At 71.8% G+C, this 15,842-nt stretch carries 13 protein-coding genes and 1 pseudogene; 6 read left to right on the top strand and 8 right to left on the bottom strand.

Going from position 1 to position 15,842, the window contains the following annotated elements:
• Window positions 1-50 precede the first annotated feature (50 nt).
• Together AB0L56_RS11880 and AB0L56_RS11875 are read right to left on the bottom strand one after the other, a co-directional pair.
• Window positions 51-680 (bottom strand): MBL fold metallo-hydrolase, encoded by a 630-nt coding sequence (locus AB0L56_RS11880; protein ID WP_365421874.1) that lies wholly within the window; start codon window positions 678-680, stop codon window positions 51-53.
• A complete protein-coding gene (locus AB0L56_RS11875; RefSeq protein ID WP_361025287.1) occupies window positions 680-1,768 on the bottom strand; it encodes an S-(hydroxymethyl)mycothiol dehydrogenase in 1,089 nt (362 codons plus the stop codon). Before AB0L56_RS11875 ends, AB0L56_RS11880 begins: the two co-directional genes overlap by 1 nt.
• A 135-nt stretch (window positions 1,769-1,903) precedes the next feature.
• On the opposite strand from AB0L56_RS11875, the gene AB0L56_RS11870 reads away from it, so the two are divergent.
• Window positions 1,904-3,658 (top strand): ABC transporter ATP-binding protein, encoded by a 1,755-nt coding sequence (locus tag AB0L56_RS11870; protein ID WP_365421870.1) that lies wholly within the window; start codon window positions 1,904-1,906, stop codon window positions 3,656-3,658.
• A gap of 168 nt (window positions 3,659-3,826) precedes the next feature.
• Window positions 3,827-4,192, top strand: a complete 366-nt coding sequence (locus tag AB0L56_RS11865; RefSeq protein WP_361025281.1) for a nuclear transport factor 2 family protein — start codon at window positions 3,827-3,829, stop codon at window positions 4,190-4,192.
• A 46-nt stretch (window positions 4,193-4,238) separates the two neighbouring features.
• Here AB0L56_RS11865 and AB0L56_RS11860 read toward each other — a convergent pair whose 3' ends face one another.
• A complete protein-coding gene (locus AB0L56_RS11860; RefSeq protein WP_365421867.1) occupies window positions 4,239-4,901 on the bottom strand; it encodes a TetR/AcrR family transcriptional regulator in 663 nt (220 codons plus the stop codon).
• Between the two features lie 185 nt (window positions 4,902-5,086).
• Here AB0L56_RS11860 and AB0L56_RS11855 point away from each other — a divergent pair, with 185 nt between their 5' ends.
• Window positions 5,087-6,346, top strand: a complete 1,260-nt coding sequence (locus tag AB0L56_RS11855; RefSeq protein WP_365421864.1) for a YncE family protein — start codon at window positions 5,087-5,089, stop codon at window positions 6,344-6,346.
• Between the two features lie 159 nt (window positions 6,347-6,505).
• Here AB0L56_RS11855 and AB0L56_RS11850 read toward each other — a convergent pair whose 3' ends face one another.
• The 5 genes and pseudogenes from AB0L56_RS11850 to AB0L56_RS11830 all read right to left on the bottom strand — a co-directional run bounded on the left by AB0L56_RS11850 (window position 6,506) and on the right by AB0L56_RS11830 (window position 11,920).
• The gene (locus tag AB0L56_RS11850; protein WP_365421861.1) at window positions 6,506-7,006 is read right to left on the bottom strand and encodes a metallophosphoesterase; all 501 of its coding nucleotides are present in this window, start codon (window positions 7,004-7,006) and stop codon (window positions 6,506-6,508) included.
• 61 nt (window positions 7,007-7,067) lie between these two features.
• The gene (locus tag AB0L56_RS11845; protein WP_361025270.1) at window positions 7,068-7,247 is read right to left on the bottom strand and encodes a hypothetical protein; all 180 of its coding nucleotides are present in this window, start codon (window positions 7,245-7,247) and stop codon (window positions 7,068-7,070) included.
• A gap of 144 nt (window positions 7,248-7,391) precedes the next feature.
• Window positions 7,392-7,613, bottom strand: a pseudogene (locus tag AB0L56_RS11840) (CBS domain-containing protein); the annotation flags it as partial.
• Window positions 7,613-10,057, bottom strand: coding sequence for a SpoIIE family protein phosphatase (locus AB0L56_RS11835; RefSeq protein ID WP_365421858.1), 2,445 nt, complete (start codon window positions 10,055-10,057; stop codon window positions 7,613-7,615). The gene AB0L56_RS11835 and the pseudogene AB0L56_RS11840, both read right to left, overlap by 1 nt.
• Before the next feature lie 561 nt (window positions 10,058-10,618).
• The gene (locus AB0L56_RS11830) at window positions 10,619-11,920 is read right to left on the bottom strand and encodes a S1 family peptidase (RefSeq protein ID WP_365421855.1); all 1,302 of its coding nucleotides are present in this window, start codon (window positions 11,918-11,920) and stop codon (window positions 10,619-10,621) included.
• Between the two features lie 568 nt (window positions 11,921-12,488).
• On the opposite strand from AB0L56_RS11830, the gene AB0L56_RS11825 reads away from it, so the two are divergent.
• From AB0L56_RS11825 to AB0L56_RS11815, 3 genes are all read left to right on the top strand, one after another.
• Window positions 12,489-12,704 (top strand): type A2 lantipeptide, encoded by a 216-nt coding sequence (locus AB0L56_RS11825; protein ID WP_361025261.1) that lies wholly within the window; start codon window positions 12,489-12,491, stop codon window positions 12,702-12,704.
• Between the two features lie 111 nt (window positions 12,705-12,815).
• Window positions 12,816-13,622, top strand: a complete 807-nt coding sequence (locus AB0L56_RS11820) for an HlyD family efflux transporter periplasmic adaptor subunit (protein WP_365421852.1) — start codon at window positions 12,816-12,818, stop codon at window positions 13,620-13,622.
• Complete coding sequence (locus AB0L56_RS11815; RefSeq protein WP_365421849.1) at window positions 13,619-15,841, top strand: NHLP family bacteriocin export ABC transporter peptidase/permease/ATPase subunit; 2,223 nt, start codon at window positions 13,619-13,621, stop codon at window positions 15,839-15,841. The genes AB0L56_RS11820 and AB0L56_RS11815 overlap by 4 nt, the downstream gene beginning before the upstream one ends.
• Window position 15,842: the final 1 nt, after the last annotated feature.

The raw sequence follows: 15,842 nt of genomic DNA, 5'->3' as shown, positions 1-15,842 counted from the left end.
AAGCCGGACATCTTCTGTCGCCTTTTCGCGCCGGTCACCCGGCCGGCCGCTCAGTGGCCGCGTGCGATCCATTCCTCCAGGTGCGGGGCCTCCGCGCCGATGGTGGTCGGGTCGCCGTGGCCGGTGAGGACCTTGGTCTCGGGCGGGAGGGTCAGCAGCCGGTTCCGGATCGAGTCGATGATCGTCGGGAAGTGGGAGTAGGAGCGGCCGGTGGCGCCGGGACCGCCCTGGAAGAGGGTGTCGCCGGTGAACACGGTGGCCAGCCCGGGGTCGTAGAGGCAGACGGCGCCCGGCGCGTGCCCCGGGGTGTGCAGCACGGTGAGGTCGGCGCCGACGGCCTCGATCACCTGGCCGTCGATGAGCCAGGAGTCGGGGTCGCGGTCGGGGTGGGTCTGCTTCCACAGCGGCAGGTCGTCGGGGTGCAGCCAGATGGTGGCGCCGGTGCGGTCGGCGAGGGCGGGTGCGGCGTCGATGTGGTCGTTGTGGGCGTGGGTGCACACGATGGCCGTCAGCCGGCGGTCCCCCACCGCCTCGGCGATGGCGTCGGCGTCGTGGGCGGCGTCGATGACGATCGCCTCGTGGTCGTCGCCGACGATCCACACATTGTTGTCGACGTCCCAGGTGCCGCCGTCGAGGCTGAACTGTCCGGAGGTGACGAGACGTTCGATACGGGCGGTCATCACAGCACCACCACCGAACGCAGCACGTCGCCGCGGTGCATGCGGTCGAAGGCCTTCTCCACCTCGTCGAGCCCGATGGTCTCGGTGACGAACGCGGCCAGGTCCAGCCGGCCCTGGAGATGCAGGTCGATGAGCATCGGGAAGTCCCGGGAGGGCAGACAGTCGCCGTACCAGGAGGACTTGAGGGAGCCGCCGCGGCCGAAGACGTCGAGGAGCGGCAGTTCGATCTTCATCTCCGGTGTGGGCACCCCGACCAGGACCACCGTGCCGGCCAGGTCACGTGCGTAGAAGGCCTGTTTGTACGTCTCGGGGCGGCCGACGGCGTCGATGACGACGTCGGCTCCGAAGCCGCCGGTGAGTTCGCGGATCGCCTCCACCGGGTCGGTCTCGCGCGAATTGACCGTGTGGGTGGCGCCCATGGAGCGTGCGGTCTCCAGCTTGCGGGCGTCGATGTCCACGCCGATGATCTTCGCCGCGCCGGCCAGCCGGGAGCCGGCGATCGCCGCGTCCCCGACGCCGCCGCAGCCGATGACGGCGACCGAGTCGCCGCGGCCGACGTTGCCGGTGTTGATCGCGGCGCCGATGCCGGCCATCACTCCGCAGCCGAGCAGTCCGGCGACCTCCGGGGACACCGCGGGGTCGACCTTGGTGCACTGTCCGGCGGCCACCAGGGTCTTCTCGGCGAAGGCTCCGATACCCAGGGCCGGGGAGAGCTCCTGGCCGGTGGCGGCGAGGGTCATCTTCTGCTGCGCGTTGTGCGTGTCGAAGCAGTACCAGGGGCGGCCGCGCCGACAGGCGCGGCACTTCCCGCACACCGCACGCCAGTTGAGGATCACGAAGTCGCCGGGTTCGACGTCGGTGACACCGTCGCCGACCGACTCGACGACGCCCGCGGCCTCGTGGCCGAGCAGGAAGGGGAAGTCGTCGCTGATGCCGCCCTGCTTGTAGTGGAGGTCGGTGTGGCAGACCCCGCAGGCCTGGACCCGCACGACCGCCTCGCCGGGTCCAGGGTCGGGTACGACGATCGTCTCGATCCGCACCGGCTCGTCCTTGCCGGGTGCGATCACGCCGCGTACTTCCTGGGCCATGGTGCTGACTCCTTCGTCGGCCGGGTGTCCGTCCCCTTGACCCTACGCGGGAACGATCGCCGATGCCGACCGCGGTGCGGCGGGTCCACGCCCCCGACGTAGCCTGAACCTCCATACGACACCCAGGGGGGCCATGTGAGCGTCGTAACCGAGGAACCCGACCCGCCGGCCTGGCGGCTGCTGCTCGGGTATGTGCGGCCGCACCGGTGGGCGCTGCTGGGCGGTGCCCTGCTCTCGCTGCTGACCGGCGCGACGGGGCTGATGCTGCCGCTGGTGGCCCGGGACCTGATCGACGACCTCTCCGACGACCGCGCCATCACCGGCGCGCTGCTGCTGATGTCGGCCCTGGTCGTCGCCAACGCGGTGCTGGGGGCGCTGGGTTCGTATGTGCTGCGGCGCACCGCGGAGTCGGTGGTGCTGGGAGCGCGGCGCTCATTGTCGTCGTATCTGCTGCGGCTGCGGATCACGGCCGTGGACCGCAGTGAGCCGGGCGATCTCATGGCCCGCATCACCTCCGACACCACGCTGCTGCGCGAGGTCACCACCGATTCGCTGGTCGGTCTCGGCACCGGCGGTCTGACCCTCGCCGCGACCGTGGTGCTGATGGGTTTGGTGGACGCGGTGCTGCTGGCCGTCACGCTGGGCGTGATCGCGGTCGCCGGGACGGTGCTGGGCGTGATCGTGCCGCGCATCAACCGGGCCGCCCGGCGGGCGCAGGTCGCGGTCGGCGTGATGGGTGCCTCGCTGGAGCGGGTGTTGGGCGCGCTGCGCACGGTGAAGGCGTCGGGTGCCGAGCCGCGGGAGGAGCGCACGCTGCACGAGGCCGCGCAGGAGTCGTGGCGGCAGAGTGTGCGGGCCGCCAAGTGGTCCGCCGCGGCGGGGAACACGGCCGGGCTGGCGATGCAGATCGCGTTCATCACGGTGCTGGCGGTGGGCGGCGCGCGGGTGGCGACGGGCGCGATCGACATCGGGACGCTGGTGGCGTTCCTGCTGTTCGTGTTCTATCTGATGGCGCCGATCCAGGAGGTCGTCGGCGCGATCACGCAGTACCAGACGGGCAGCGCCGCCCTGGCCCGGATCCAGGAGGCGCTGCGGCTGCCCGCCGAACCGGCGGCCGGCCCCGTGGAGCTGCCCGGCCCCGGGACGCGGCCCGCCGCGCTCGCCTTCGAGGACGTCCGCTTCCGTTACGCCGACGACCTGCCGTACGTCCATCACGGGGTGACGTTCACGGTGCCCGCGCAGGGCATGACCGCGTTCGTCGGCCCCTCCGGCGCGGGAAAGACCACGGTGTTCTCCCTCATCGAGCGGTTCTACGAGCCCGACTCGGGTGTGATCACGCTCGACGGCCGTGATCTGGCCGACTGGGAGCCGGCGCGGCTGCGGGCCGCGATCGGCTATGTGGAACAGGACGCGCCGGTCCTGTCCGGCTCCCTGCGGGACAACCTGCTGCTCGGGAACCCCGAGGCGGACGACGGCACGGTGACGCGGGTGCTGAAGACGACCCGGCTCGACGGTCTGGTGTCCCGGCTGCCGGACGGTCTCGACACCCTCGTCGGGCATCGCGGCACCAAGCTGTCCGGCGGCGAGCGCCAGCGGGTCGCCATCGCCCGGGCGCTGCTGCGCCGGCCCCGGCTGCTGCTGCTCGACGAGGCCACCTCGCAGCTCGACGCGGTGAACGAGGCGGCGCTGCGCGACACCGTCGCCGATGTGGCGCGCACGACGACGGTGCTGGTGGTCGCGCACCGGCTGTCCACGGTGACGATGGCCGACCGGATCGTGGTGATGGACGCGGGCCGGGTCCGCGCCGTCGGCACGCACCGGGAGCTGGTGACCGGCGATCCGCTGTACGCGGAGCTGGCGGCGACGCAGTTCCTGGCGACGGGTGAGTGACCGCGGCGGGGGCCGTCGTGCGGCTTGCCGTGGCGGGGGCCGTATGGCTTGCCGCGGCGGGGGCCGTCGTATGGCTTGCCGCGGCCCTCGGGCCGGAGGACGCTCGTAGGAGAGGCCGTCTCGGCCCGCCGGAGGTCCGGGCTGCGGCCTCGGAGGAGGTGGGTCATCATGACAACCGCGGCACAACCCGTCTTCGGCACCGACACACTGCGCCGGGGCATCGAGGCGGACACCTCGGAGGCACTGGTGTCGCTCTACGCGGACGACGCGGAACTGCGCATCGTGGACCGCAACACCCAGCCCAGCAACCCCAGCGTCCTGCACGGCCGGGACGAGATCGCCGCCATGCTCGACGACGTCTACAGCCGCGACATGACGCACTCGCTGGAGGCGTGCGTCGTCCAGGGCGACCATGCCGCCTACTGCGAGAGCTGCCGGTACCCGGACGGAGTGCGGGTGCTTTCGGAGTCCATGCTCACCCTGCGGGACGGCAGGATCACCGGGCAGACAATGATCCAGGCCTGGGACGAGTGACGGGAGCCGGCCGGTCCGCGCCGCCCGGGCCGGCGGCTGACGGCGCTCATCCGGCCGGCGGGGTCCAGCCGGGCGGGCGCAGGATGCTCAGGAGCTGACGGACCAGTTCCTCCACGACCTCGTCGAGGGTGGCCTCCACCCACCCGGCGCTCCAGTCGTGGAGCAGGCCGTTGACGCTGCCGATGAAGCCGGTCGCGGCGAGGCGGTGGTCGCGGGGCGCCGCCTCTCCCCGTGCGGCGGCGGCCCGTGCCTCGGCGCAGATCAGCTCAACCCACTGGGCGCGCCGGGCCAGACGCTGACGCTGCAGGCGCGGACTGACGCCGATGATCTCCACGAACGCGATGCGGATCCGGCGCGGGTCGCCGGTGATGTCGGCGGCGTAGGCGCGGAAGATCGCATCGGCCCGCTCGGGGATCGGGGTGTCCGCCGTCCGGGCGGCCGCGGCCATGACGGCCGCCTCGGCCCGGTCGTTGACCTGGAGATGGAGGGCCGCCAGTACGTCCTCCAGATTGCGGAACTCCTCGTAGAACTGACGGGTCGACAGCCCCGCGGCCTCGCTGAGGGCGGCGACCGTGGTGGACCGGTAGCCGGGGCCGGCGCCGAACAGCTCGAGGGCCGCGCCGAGGAAGCGGCGTCGCCGCTCGGCCTTCCGCTCCTCCGCGGACTTTCCCCCGTAACGGCCGCTCGGTGCCCGAGGTCTGTCCGGCACCGGGCCTCCCCTCCTTGTGCGCACGGCCAATTTTGTCGTGTACGCAGTCTTGTGGAGAAGGGGGCCTCGTCCTTACTTTTCAGTAAGTTGATTGTGAAAGTACGCCTGTTCAGATTCCCGTTCCCGTCCGCCTTGTTGGCATGTCCCACTCCTAGCGCCCCCCACTCGCAGAGAAGAGAGCCGTCATGCCGCTCCGCAGAACCAGGCACCTGTGCGTCCTGGCCGCCGCCCTCGCCCTCACCGTCACCGCCCCGGCGGGCGTCGCGAGCGCCGGTCCCGCCTCCGGCTCCCCCGCCGCCCTGCGCGAGGTGCTGTTCGTGGGCAACAACTGGGACGGCACCGCCGATGTCATCGAGTCCGGCGGCGACTTCGCCAAGCTCGGGCGGATCAATGTGATCCCGGACAAGGACCGGCGGATGGCGGAAATCAACGCCGACCCGATCCGCTGGATGTACTTCATGGGCATCCGGAACAGCGTCGGCGAGGGACACGACCAGTTCGTGGACGACATGTACTCCACCCCCGACGGCACCTCGGTGGTGGTCTCCCGGCCGAGCTTCGCCGACGTGGTCTCCCTCGATCTCACCACCGGCGAGGTCAACTGGCGCTTCCCGGTGTCCGGTTACCGCTCCGACCACATGGCCGTCTCCCCCGACGGAAAGCGCGTCGCCGTCTCGGCCTCGACCTCCAACACCGTGCATGTCCTGGACATCGGCACCGGCGAGGAACTCGGATCATTCCGCACCGGCGACAAGCCGCACGAGAACATCTTCAGCGCGGACGGCAAGCACATCTGGAACATGTCCATCGGCGAGGTGAACACCGCCCTCGACGCGCCCTGGCTGGACTGGACGAAGGGCGACCGCCGCATCACCGTCGTCGACGCCACCACCTTCGAACAGGTCAGGGTCATCGACATGCGCGAGCGGCTCGACGCCATCGGCCTCGGCGACCACTCCGACGCGGTCCGCCCGGCCGCGTTCTCCCCGGACGAGTCGAAGCTGTACTTCCAGGTGTCCTTCTTCAACGGCTTCTTCGAGTACGACGTCGCCACCGACCGGATCACCCGCACCAAGACCCTGCCGAAGAACCCGGCCACCAGCAACGACCGCACCACCTGGGTCAACGACTCCCGCCACCACGGCATCACCATGAAGCCCGACGGCACCAAGCTGTGCGTCGCGGGCACCATGGACGACTACGCGACCGTCGTCGACCGCGCGACCCTGGAGGAAGGGCCACTCGTCACCGCATCCAAGCCGTACTGGGCCACGGTCAGCGGTGACGGGAAGTCCTGCGTGGTCTCCGAGAGCGGCGCCGACCGGGTCACCGCCATCGACTTCGCGACCGGCGAGAAGACCGTCTCCGTCGCCGTGGGCGACCATCCACAGCGGGTTCGCCTGGGACAGGTGGCGGAAGGTTGGTCCGGCCCCTCGGCCGGCTGAGCGAGCGGCTGCGCTCCCCGATGGTGCGACGGGGTGTGTGAGTACGCCGGGGGCGGGTAGTCGCCCGGTATCACCTCCGATCGTGGGAAGGGGGTCCGTGAAAGCGCAACTACTCGCAGCGCCCGGGCCGCTTCCTTGGAGACGAAGCGGCCCGGCCCGTCAGCGTCTGGGCAGACGGTGGAGGTCCACCTCGTCGATCCTGCCCCCGGTGAGCTTGACGGTCATATAGGTGCAGTGGGGTTGCCGGCGGCGGTCCGTCGGAGAGCCCGGGTTGAACAGACGAAGTCCCGTGGGCGCGGTGGTGTCCCACGGGATGTGGCTGTGTCCGAACACCAGCACGTCGAGGTCCGGGAAGCGCTGGGCGCAGCGGGCCTCCCGGCCCTGCGCGGGTCCGGTCTCGTGGATGACGCCGAACCGCAGCCCGCCCAGATCCGCGTACGCGACCTCGGGCAGCCGGGCGCGCAGTGCGGGCCCGTCGTTGTTCCCGTACACGGCGACCAGCCTGCGGCTGCGGCTCTCCAGCAGATCAAGGGTGTCGGCGTCGACCCAGTCCCCCGCGTGGAACACCACGTCCGCACGGGAGACTTCGTCCAGCAGCGGCTGGGGCAGCCGCTTGGCGCGTTTCGGCAGGTGGGTGTCGGACATCAGGAGCAGTCGCACGGTTCCACCGTAGGCGGCGGCCAGGTGCTCGTGACGGCTCAACCGGTCCGTCCCCGCCCTGCTAGTCCTCGCCCCTGACTATGTTCGCCTCCGCCTCCGGCGCCGGGGTGGCGAAGGGGCCGCCGCGGTCCACGGCGGGCTGGCAGGTCCGCAGGGGGTCCTTGCCGCGCAGCCGCTGCGCTCGCGCCCAGCCGGTCTCCGGCCGTCGGGGACGGGGTTTTTCACTGATCTCTGAGGTCACGGCACATCATCTTCCTTCCCGTTTCCGCTGGGCCTCCGAGTCCCCAGCGGCGCGCAAGACCAAACGCCCGGGCCGCCGCGCCCGGCCGCACGGCCCGCTACTCCCGGCCCGTCGCGGGGCGTTCACGTCGTAGGGCCACGGGGCTCAGGCGTGGGGCCAGGCGACGCCGATGTCGCCGAGGGCAGACTTCGGATCGCGCTCCATGGCGGCGTCGCCCGCCGACACGACGCCGACGGGGTGTCCGCCGCCCTAGACGACCGGGATGCGGTACGGCGTACTCGCGCATCAGCCGCACCGCGTGGTCGAGGTCGCGTCGTCCGGTCCCACGGTCACCAGGTCGTCGCTGCACGCGCCAGCCACTGCGGTCAGCGCAGGACGAACTCCGCCCACACCTGCTTGCCCCCGCTCACGGGGACCGTGCCCCAGGCCGCCGATACCGCCTCGACGAGCAGGATGCCCCGGCCGCCGGTGGCCTCCCAGCCGATGTTGGTGGGCTTCACCGGCGTACGGGGCGAGGCGTCGGCCACGGCGATGCGCAGCCGCCCGTTGACCAGGGTGAGGTCGAGTCGGACCTGGCCGTCGGTGTGCACCAGGGCATTGGTCACCAGTTCGGAGACGGCGAGCAGGGGGGCGTCGATGTCCTCGGTGACGCCCCAGGAGCGCAGGGTGCGCCGGGTGAAGCGGCGGGCGTGCCCCACCGCCTGGGGCACCCGCCACACCGTCCAGCTCTCCCGCAGCGGGCGCGAGGTCATGCCGTCGTAGCGCATCAGCAGCAGCGCGACGTCGTCGCTGCGCGGGGCCTTGCCGAGCAGGGCGTCCGCGACCGCCCCGAGGCGGGCGGGGTCGGCATCGGACAGCTGCCGGGCGAAGCGGTCCATGCCCTCGTCGAGGTCGGCCTCGTGCGACTCGACGAGGCCGTCCGTGGTGAGCGCGATCATCGTGCCGGGCTGCAGCCGGAGCGGGCTCATGGGGAAGTCGCTCTGCCGCACCACCCCGAGCGGCGGGCCGCCCTCGGCCTCCGCGATCTCGGTACGGCCGTCCGGGTGACGCAGGACCGGCGGCAGATGGCCCGCGCGGACGCACCAGGCGAAGCCCTCCTCCATGTCGACGTCGACATAGCAGCACGTGGCGAAGAGATCGGTCTCCATGTCCATGAGCAGCCGGTTGGCATGGGAGACCACCACGTCCGGCGGGTGCCCCTCGACGGCGTAGGCGCGCAGTGCGGTGCGCATCTGGCCCATGAGGGTGGCGGCGCCGGCGTTGTGGCCCTGGACGTCGCCGATGACCAGCGCGACGTGGTTGTCGGGCAGGGGGATCACGTCGTACCAGTCGCCACCGAGCTCCAGCCCGGCGGTACTGGGCAGATAGCGGGCCACGGCGACCCCGCCGGGCAGCCGGGGCAGGCGGCGCGGCAGCAGCTGGCGTTGCAGCATGCCGACCAGTTCGTGCTCGGCGTCGAAGGCGCGGGCCCGCATCAGAGCCTGCCCGGCGAGGCCCGCGGCGGCGGTCAGCAGGGCGCGTTCGTCGGCGCCGAAGTCGTGCGGGGTGTCCCAGCCGATCAGGCAGGCGCCGGCCATGCGGTTGCCGGCGGGCAGCGGAAGCACGGCCAGGCCGCCCGGACCCACCTCGGCGAGGGCGGGCTCCAGCGGGGACCCGGCGGGCCAGATGCCCGCGCGCCCCTCGCGTAGCGCGGCGGCGAGGGTCGGCATGGTGCGCACGGGGGCGTCGGGCCATTCGGTACGCCACTCCGCGCGCCACAGCTCCGGCCAGGCCTCGGGCTCGGGCGGGTCGAGGACGGTGACGACGAGCCGGTCGCTCTCCAGTTCGGCGAGGGCTATCCGGTCGGCCCGCAGCGGCCTGCGCAATGCGGCGACCACGGCCTTGCCGACGTCGCCGACGGTGACGGCGGTGGCCAGCGCGGCGGCGAGGCGCTGGACGCGGGCCACGTCCGTGATGTCGGAGCGCAGCGTCGAGGCGTCGGCGACGGAGCCCACGAGGCGCGCCGGGCGCCCCTCGCCGCCGGGCACCAGCCGGCCGCGCAGCCGGAGCCACTTGGGCGGGCCGGTGGGCTGGAGCACCCGGAACTCCAGTTCGCGCTCGCCGATCGTCATGTGGTCGGCCTCGACGACGGACATCAGCGAGGGCAGGTCCTCCGGCACCGTCAGGCCCAGCAGGGTCTCCACCCGCCCGTCGAACTCGCCCGGGTCCATGCCGAACAGTTCCAGGACGGCCCCGTCGACCCGGACCCGGCCGGTGTCCATGGCGAGGCTGAAGCCGCCCGGCGGCAGTTCCGAGCCGTTCGCTGCCGCGGGGGGCGCGGGGAAAGCGACGGCGTCGGCGACCAGGCCGAGGCAGAGGCGGTCGTCGGCGTCGAATCCGCCGGCGCGGTCGCTCACCGCGAGCAGACAGCCGCCGCCGTCGTGACGCACGGGCAGGGCACCCAGATGGAAGTCGCGACTGGGTACGCGCCGCGACTGGGCCTGTGCGGCGAGGTCCTCCGGGCCCAGCCACACCGGCTGCCCGCGGTGCGCCTCCGCCACCGGGGAGTGGCCTGCGACGGGGTAGCTGTCGCGCACCCCGCACAGTGTCCTCGGGACTCCGGCGGACTCCACCAGACAGAGCTGTTCTCCGTCCGCGCCGGGCGTGTACAGGGCGGCGAACGCGGCGCCGGCGAAGACGAGGGCCTGCTCCAGGATCCTGCGCACCCGGTCGGGTGAGTCCGGGTCGGCTGCGATCGCCCTCAGGGCGCCTTCCGCACGCAGCGTTCTCCTGCTGCGTCCCGCAGCGCCCTCACCGACCACGTTGGCCATTACAGCGCGTACCGGTCACCTGCGCAGCCCCTGTGCGCGTTCGGCGGCTCGGATTTGGGCTGCGGGCCTTGCCGGGTGGGCGTCCATGCCTGCGGCGCAACTGCGGGTGGGGTGGGGGTGCGCGTAGCGCCTTCTGTGGGTGGGTGGGCCGGGGGCGGGTCGGGGGTGTACGTCCTCGGTCTGGCGCGAAACTGTCACTTTGGCAGGCACCCGGCACGTTTCCGCGCCATCCACTGCGGGCGCACACCCCCCGCCCCACCCCCTCCCGCCGCAGGCGCCTGCCGCGCAGCTGCGAGCAGCCGCCCGCATAGCTGCGGGCAGTCGTGCCGCTGGGGCGATGGGGGTCCCCCCGCTCGAGCGAAGCCGAGAGTGGGGGAGGGTGGGCGCAGCGGCACCCTGCACGCGCCGGCAAGCGAAACCCACCCCCGGCGACGCACCCGCACCGGGTGACCAGCAACGCGACGCAGTCACCCGCGCCGGTGACCGAAAACCATCCCGGCCCGGTCCCCTCACGTGTCGTGCGGGACCGGGCCTGGGATCGCGCTTGCCCGGGCGGCCGGGTCAGTGGGTCTCGGTCAGCTCCGAGCCGGTGCCGGCCTCCTGACCGTTGCCAGCGTCCTGGCCGCCGGCCTCCTGACCGTCGCCGGCGTCCTGGCCGTCGCCGGCGGCCTGGCCATCGCCCGCTCCTTGGTCGCCGGCCCCCGCCTGCTCGCCGCCCGCCTGGTCACCGGCCCCCGCGCCATCTCCCGCGCCGAGGGTCGCGCCGACGGCCTCCAGCGCCGTAGTCACCGGCTGGAAGAACGTCTCCCCGCCAGACGTGCAGTCACCGCTGCCACCCGACGTCAGGCCAATGGCGAGCCCGTCCTGGGTGAACATCGAGCCCCCGCTGTCACCGGGCTCCGCGCAGACGTTCGTCTGGATCAGACCGGTGACCGTGCCCTCCGGGTAGTTCACCGTGGCGTTCAGACCAAGCACCTGACCGTCCGCAAGCCCCGTCGTGCTGCCCATCCGGAACACCTGCTGCCCGACGGTGGCCTCCGCGGCCTGGGAGATCTGCACCGTCTGGTCGCCGACGTTGACGTCACTCGGCGCCTGCGTCGCGGGGTCGTCGTACTTGACGAGTGCGAAGTCGCCGTTGCCCGGGAAGACCGCCTGGTCGACCGTCGCGATCGGCTGCCCGCCCTGCGCGTCGGACCACTGGTCGCCCCCGGCGGCACAGTGACCGGCCGTCAGGAACGCCGGACTGCCGTCGCTCGCGGTGACGTTGAAGCCGAGCGAGCAGCGCGCTCCGCCGGCGAAGATGGCGTCACCGCCGGACACGAACGTCTTGAACGTGCCCGCGGACTTCTTGATGGTCGCCATGCCGGAGCCGAGGCTCTGCACGGTGGACTCCAACTGGTCCCACTTCTCACCGGTCACCGTGCTGTCCGCGGTGACGAGGATCTTGTTGGTGCGCGGGTCCACGGCCCACGACGTGCCCGGGATGGTCGCCTTCGCCTTCAGCGTCTGCGCCCCGGCCTCCAGTTCGGTCATGCTGTTGTCGACCTCACGGACGGCCGCGCCCGCCTTCTTGGCCTGGACGATCACGTTGTTGTTGTCGCCCGGTACGACGTTGACGACGAGCTGCTTGTTCTCGCCGTCGTAGTAGGAGCCGGCGAACGAGTCGCCGAGGAGCCCGGCGAGCTGCGAGGCGAGATCCGAGGCGTCGCCCGCCTTCAGGGTCTTCGGCGCCACCGCCGCGTCTGACGAGCCGCCGTCTTGCGACGCGTTGGCGTTCGGGAGCAGGATCGCGGCGGCTCCGAGCGCCACCACACCGCCCACGGCTATCGCGGCCTTGCGCTTCGGAATTCGCTTGTGACTCAAACTACTCGACCTCCTGGGGGGAACGGAGTCGTGCCGCCGTTCGGCAGCTGTCGGGGGCGCCTGGATGGCTGTTGGTACGCATGGGGCGGCGGGCGTGTTCAACGGCGCCTCAGCCTCACGCGGTGTGACCGGACGTGAGCGCTGTGTCGCGGAGGTGGAGAGGAATCCCGGCTTCAGCGAATCTGCACAGCGAATACCCAACCCGCTCACCGGAGGCGGGGTTTGTCCACACGCCGGCCGACCGGGTCACGCCTTTGGGGCCGGTGTGCCGGATTCCGGCCCCGGGGGCGCAACCCGCCGGATGGGGTGATGCGGTGGGGCATGTGAAGAACTCGCCGCCGACTGGTGACCTCGTCTGCACGCTTGGGCACCCGTGATGCGCAAGTTGCCTGGTGAGACGTTTGGTTGATTGGAAGCCCGTACCAGCGGCGTGCTTTGATCCATCGCACCGCAACGGCCGTTCGGACTCCCGGCGACGGGGGTCCGGCGCCCGCGGTCGCGGCCTTCATCTGTCACCAGGGAGGGCCGCTCCCCCCTTGTGAAATTCCATACGAAGGGAAGTTCCCACATGAACTCCACCCCCCAGGTTGAGACCGTCGAGATCTCCGACGCCGACCTCGACAACGTCTCCGGCGGCCTGTCCGTGAACGCCGTGAACACCCTGACGGGCGCGGTGGACAGCATCGCCCCGGTTTCCGGCGTGGTCGACACGGCCGTCGGCACCGTCGAGGGTGTCACCGGCCTGAACACCGCCCCGGTCACGAACCTGGTCGCCGGTCTCTGATCGCGCCTTTGCGTCGCCGAGTCCCGGAGCCGCCCCCCGGCTCCGGGACTCCGTGGTGCCCGCACGTCACATTGCACAGTTCGCACAGTTCGTTCAGGTGAGGGAAGACCCTTGCAGTTCCGCCAACAGGCCCTCGCCAAGCTCCAGTCACCGGAGGAGCTCGATCTCCCGGTGCGCTTCGCCCGCCCGCAGGGCTGGCTGGTGCTGTCCGTGACCGTGATCGCGATGGCGGCCGCCTCGGTATGGGCGCTGACCGGATCGGTGTCCTCCACGGTCGGCGCGCCCGCCGTCCTGACGTACGGGCAGGGCAGTTACGTCCTGCAGAGCCCCGTGGCCGGCCAGGTCACCGCCGTTCTCGCGAAGGAGGGCGAGCGGCTGCCCGCCGGCTCCCCCGTCCTGAAGGTGCTCACCGAGGGCGGCGACACCGTCGTCCGCACCCTCGACGCGGGCCGGATCAGCGCGCTCGCCGCCAGCACCGGACAGATCATCGGTACCGGGGCGAACGTCGCCGCCGTGGAGAGGGTCACCGGCGGCAAGGCCCCCCTGTACGCCACGGTGTACGTCCCCGCCGAGAGCGCCGCCGGCATCCCCGCGCATGCCTCCGTCGACCTGACCGTGCAGTCCGTGCCGAGCCAGGAGTACGGCGTGCTGCACGGCGAGGTGAAGTCGGTCGACCGTTCGGCCCAGTCCGCCCAGCAGATCGCCGCGTTCCTGGGGGACGCCCAGCTGGGCGAGCAGTTCACGAAGAGGGGCAGACCGGTGGCCGTCACGGTCGCGTTGAAGAAGTCGTCCGCCACCAAGAGCGGTTACGCCTGGTCCTCCGCGGAGGGCCCGCCGTTCGAACTGACGTCGATGACCCTGGCCTCGGCTTCCATCCGGCTGGCCGACCGGCGCCCCGTCGACTGGCTGCTGCCGTGAGCACCGCGCAGGAGACCCGCGGCAGACGCCGTGCCGGCCCGCCCCGCCGCAAGGTGCCCAAGTCCCGTGCCAGGACGGTCCGTACGCCCACCGTGCTCCAGATGGAGGCCGTGGAGTGCGGCGCCGCCTCGCTGGCCATGGTGCTGGGCCACTACGGCCGGCATGTCCCGCTGGAGGAACTGCGCATTGCCTGCGGTGTCTCGCGGGACGGCTCGCGTGCCAGCAATCTGCTGAAGGCGGCCCGCAGTTACGGGCTGACCGCCAAGGGCATGCAGATGGACCTGGCCGCCCTCGCCGAGGTGACGGCTCCGGCCATCCTGTTCTGGGAGTTCAATCACTACGTCGTCTACGACGGCATGGGCCGCCGGTTCGGCCGGCGCGGCGTGTACATCAACGACCCCGGCAAGGGGCGGCGGTTCGTCCCCCTGGAGGAGTTCGACGGCAGCTTCACCGGTGTCGTGCTGGTGATGGAGCCCGGCGAGGACTTCACCCGGGGCGGCCGCAAGCCGGGCGTGCTCGGTGCGATGCCCGCCCGGCTGCGTGGCACGGCGGGCACCCTGCCCGCCGTGGTGCTGTCCAGCCTGCTGCTGGTGGCCGTCGGCGCGGCGGTGCCCGGGCTCAGCCGCACCTTCATCGACGACTTCCTGATCGGCGGGCGGACCTCGACGCTGGACGTGCTGTTCACGTCGATGGGCGCGTGTGTGCTGCTGACCCTGGTGCTGACCTGGCTCCAGCAGGGCAATCTGCTGCGCGGCCGGCTGATCTCGTCGACCCTGTCCAGCGCCCGCTTCCTGCGCCATCTGCTGCGTCTGCCGGTGACGTTCTTCGCCCAGCGCAGCCCGGCCGACCTGGTGCAGCGCCTGCAGTCCAACGACGCGGTGGCCGAGACGCTGGCCCGCGACCTGTCGTCGGCGGGCGTGGACGCGATCGTGGTCATGCTGTACGCCGTGCTGCTGTACACGTATGACCCGCAGCTGACCTTCGTGGGCATCGGGGTGGCGCTGCTGAACATCGTGGCGATGCGGGTCGTCATCCGGCTGCGCGCGACCCGTACGGCGAAACTGCGGGCGGACACGGCGCGGCTCACGAACACGGCGTACACGGGTCTGCAGCTGATCGAGACGCTGAAGGCGACCGGCGGGGAGGACGGCTACTTCCGCAAGTGGGCGGGGCAGCACGCCACCACCCTGGAGGAACAGCAGCGGCTCGGGGTGCCGAGTGCGTGGCTCGGCATCGTCGCGCCGACGCTCGCCACGCTCAACAGCGCGCTCATTCTGTGGATCGGCGGTATGCGGGCGGTCGAGGGGCATATCTCGGTCGGTCTGCTGGTGGCCTTCCAGGCGCTGGTCACCCGGTTCACCGCCCCGCTGACCCGGCTCAACGGCGTCGCGGGCCGGATCCAGGACTTCGCCGCGGACGTGGCCCGGCTGAAGGACGTCGAGAACTTCCGGGCGGACCCGCTGTACGGCCGTCCCGGCGCCGGTGAGTCGACCCGGCGGCTGCACGGCCATGTGGAGCTGCAGAACCTCACCTTCGGCTACAACCCGCTGGACAAGCCGCTGCTGACCGGCTTCGACCTGACGGTCGGTCCGGGTCAGCAGGTGGCGCTGGTGGGCGGCTCGGGCAGCGGCAAGTCGACCGTGTCGCGGCTGATCTCGGGGCTCTACACCCCGTGGGAGGGCGTGATCCGGATCGACGGGCAGCGCATCGAGGACATTCCGCGTGGGGCGCTGGCCGCGTCCGTGTCGTTCGTCGACCAGGACGTGTTCCTGTTCGAGGGGACCGTGCGGGACAACGTGGCGCTGTGGGATCCGTCGATCCCGGACGAGGCGGTGGTCGAGGCGCTGAAGGACGCGGCGCTGTACGACGTGATCGTGCGCCGGCCGGGCGGCATCCACAGTCCGGTCGAGCAGGACGGCCGTAACTTCTCCGGTGGCCAGCGCCAGCGCCTGGAGATCGCGCGGGCGCTGGTGCGCCGGCCGAGCATCCTGGTGCTGGACGAGGTGACCAGCGCGCTGGACGCCGAGACCGAGCTGACCGTGATGGACAACCTGCGCCGGCGCGGCTGCGCGTGCGTGGTGATCGCGCACCGGCTGAGCACGGTGCGCGACAGCGACGAGATCGTCGTCCTGGACCAGGGCACGGTGGTGGAGCGCGGGCGGCACGAGGAACTGGTGGCGCGCGGCGGCGCGTACGCGGCGCTGGTCAGGGAGCGATGAG

Origin of the sequence: Streptomyces sp. NPDC052079 (assembly GCF_040680275.1) — a bacterium.
Lineage (GTDB): Bacteria > Actinomycetota > Actinomycetes > Streptomycetales > Streptomycetaceae > Streptomyces.
This window is presented reverse-complemented; position numbering and strand designations above follow the sequence as displayed.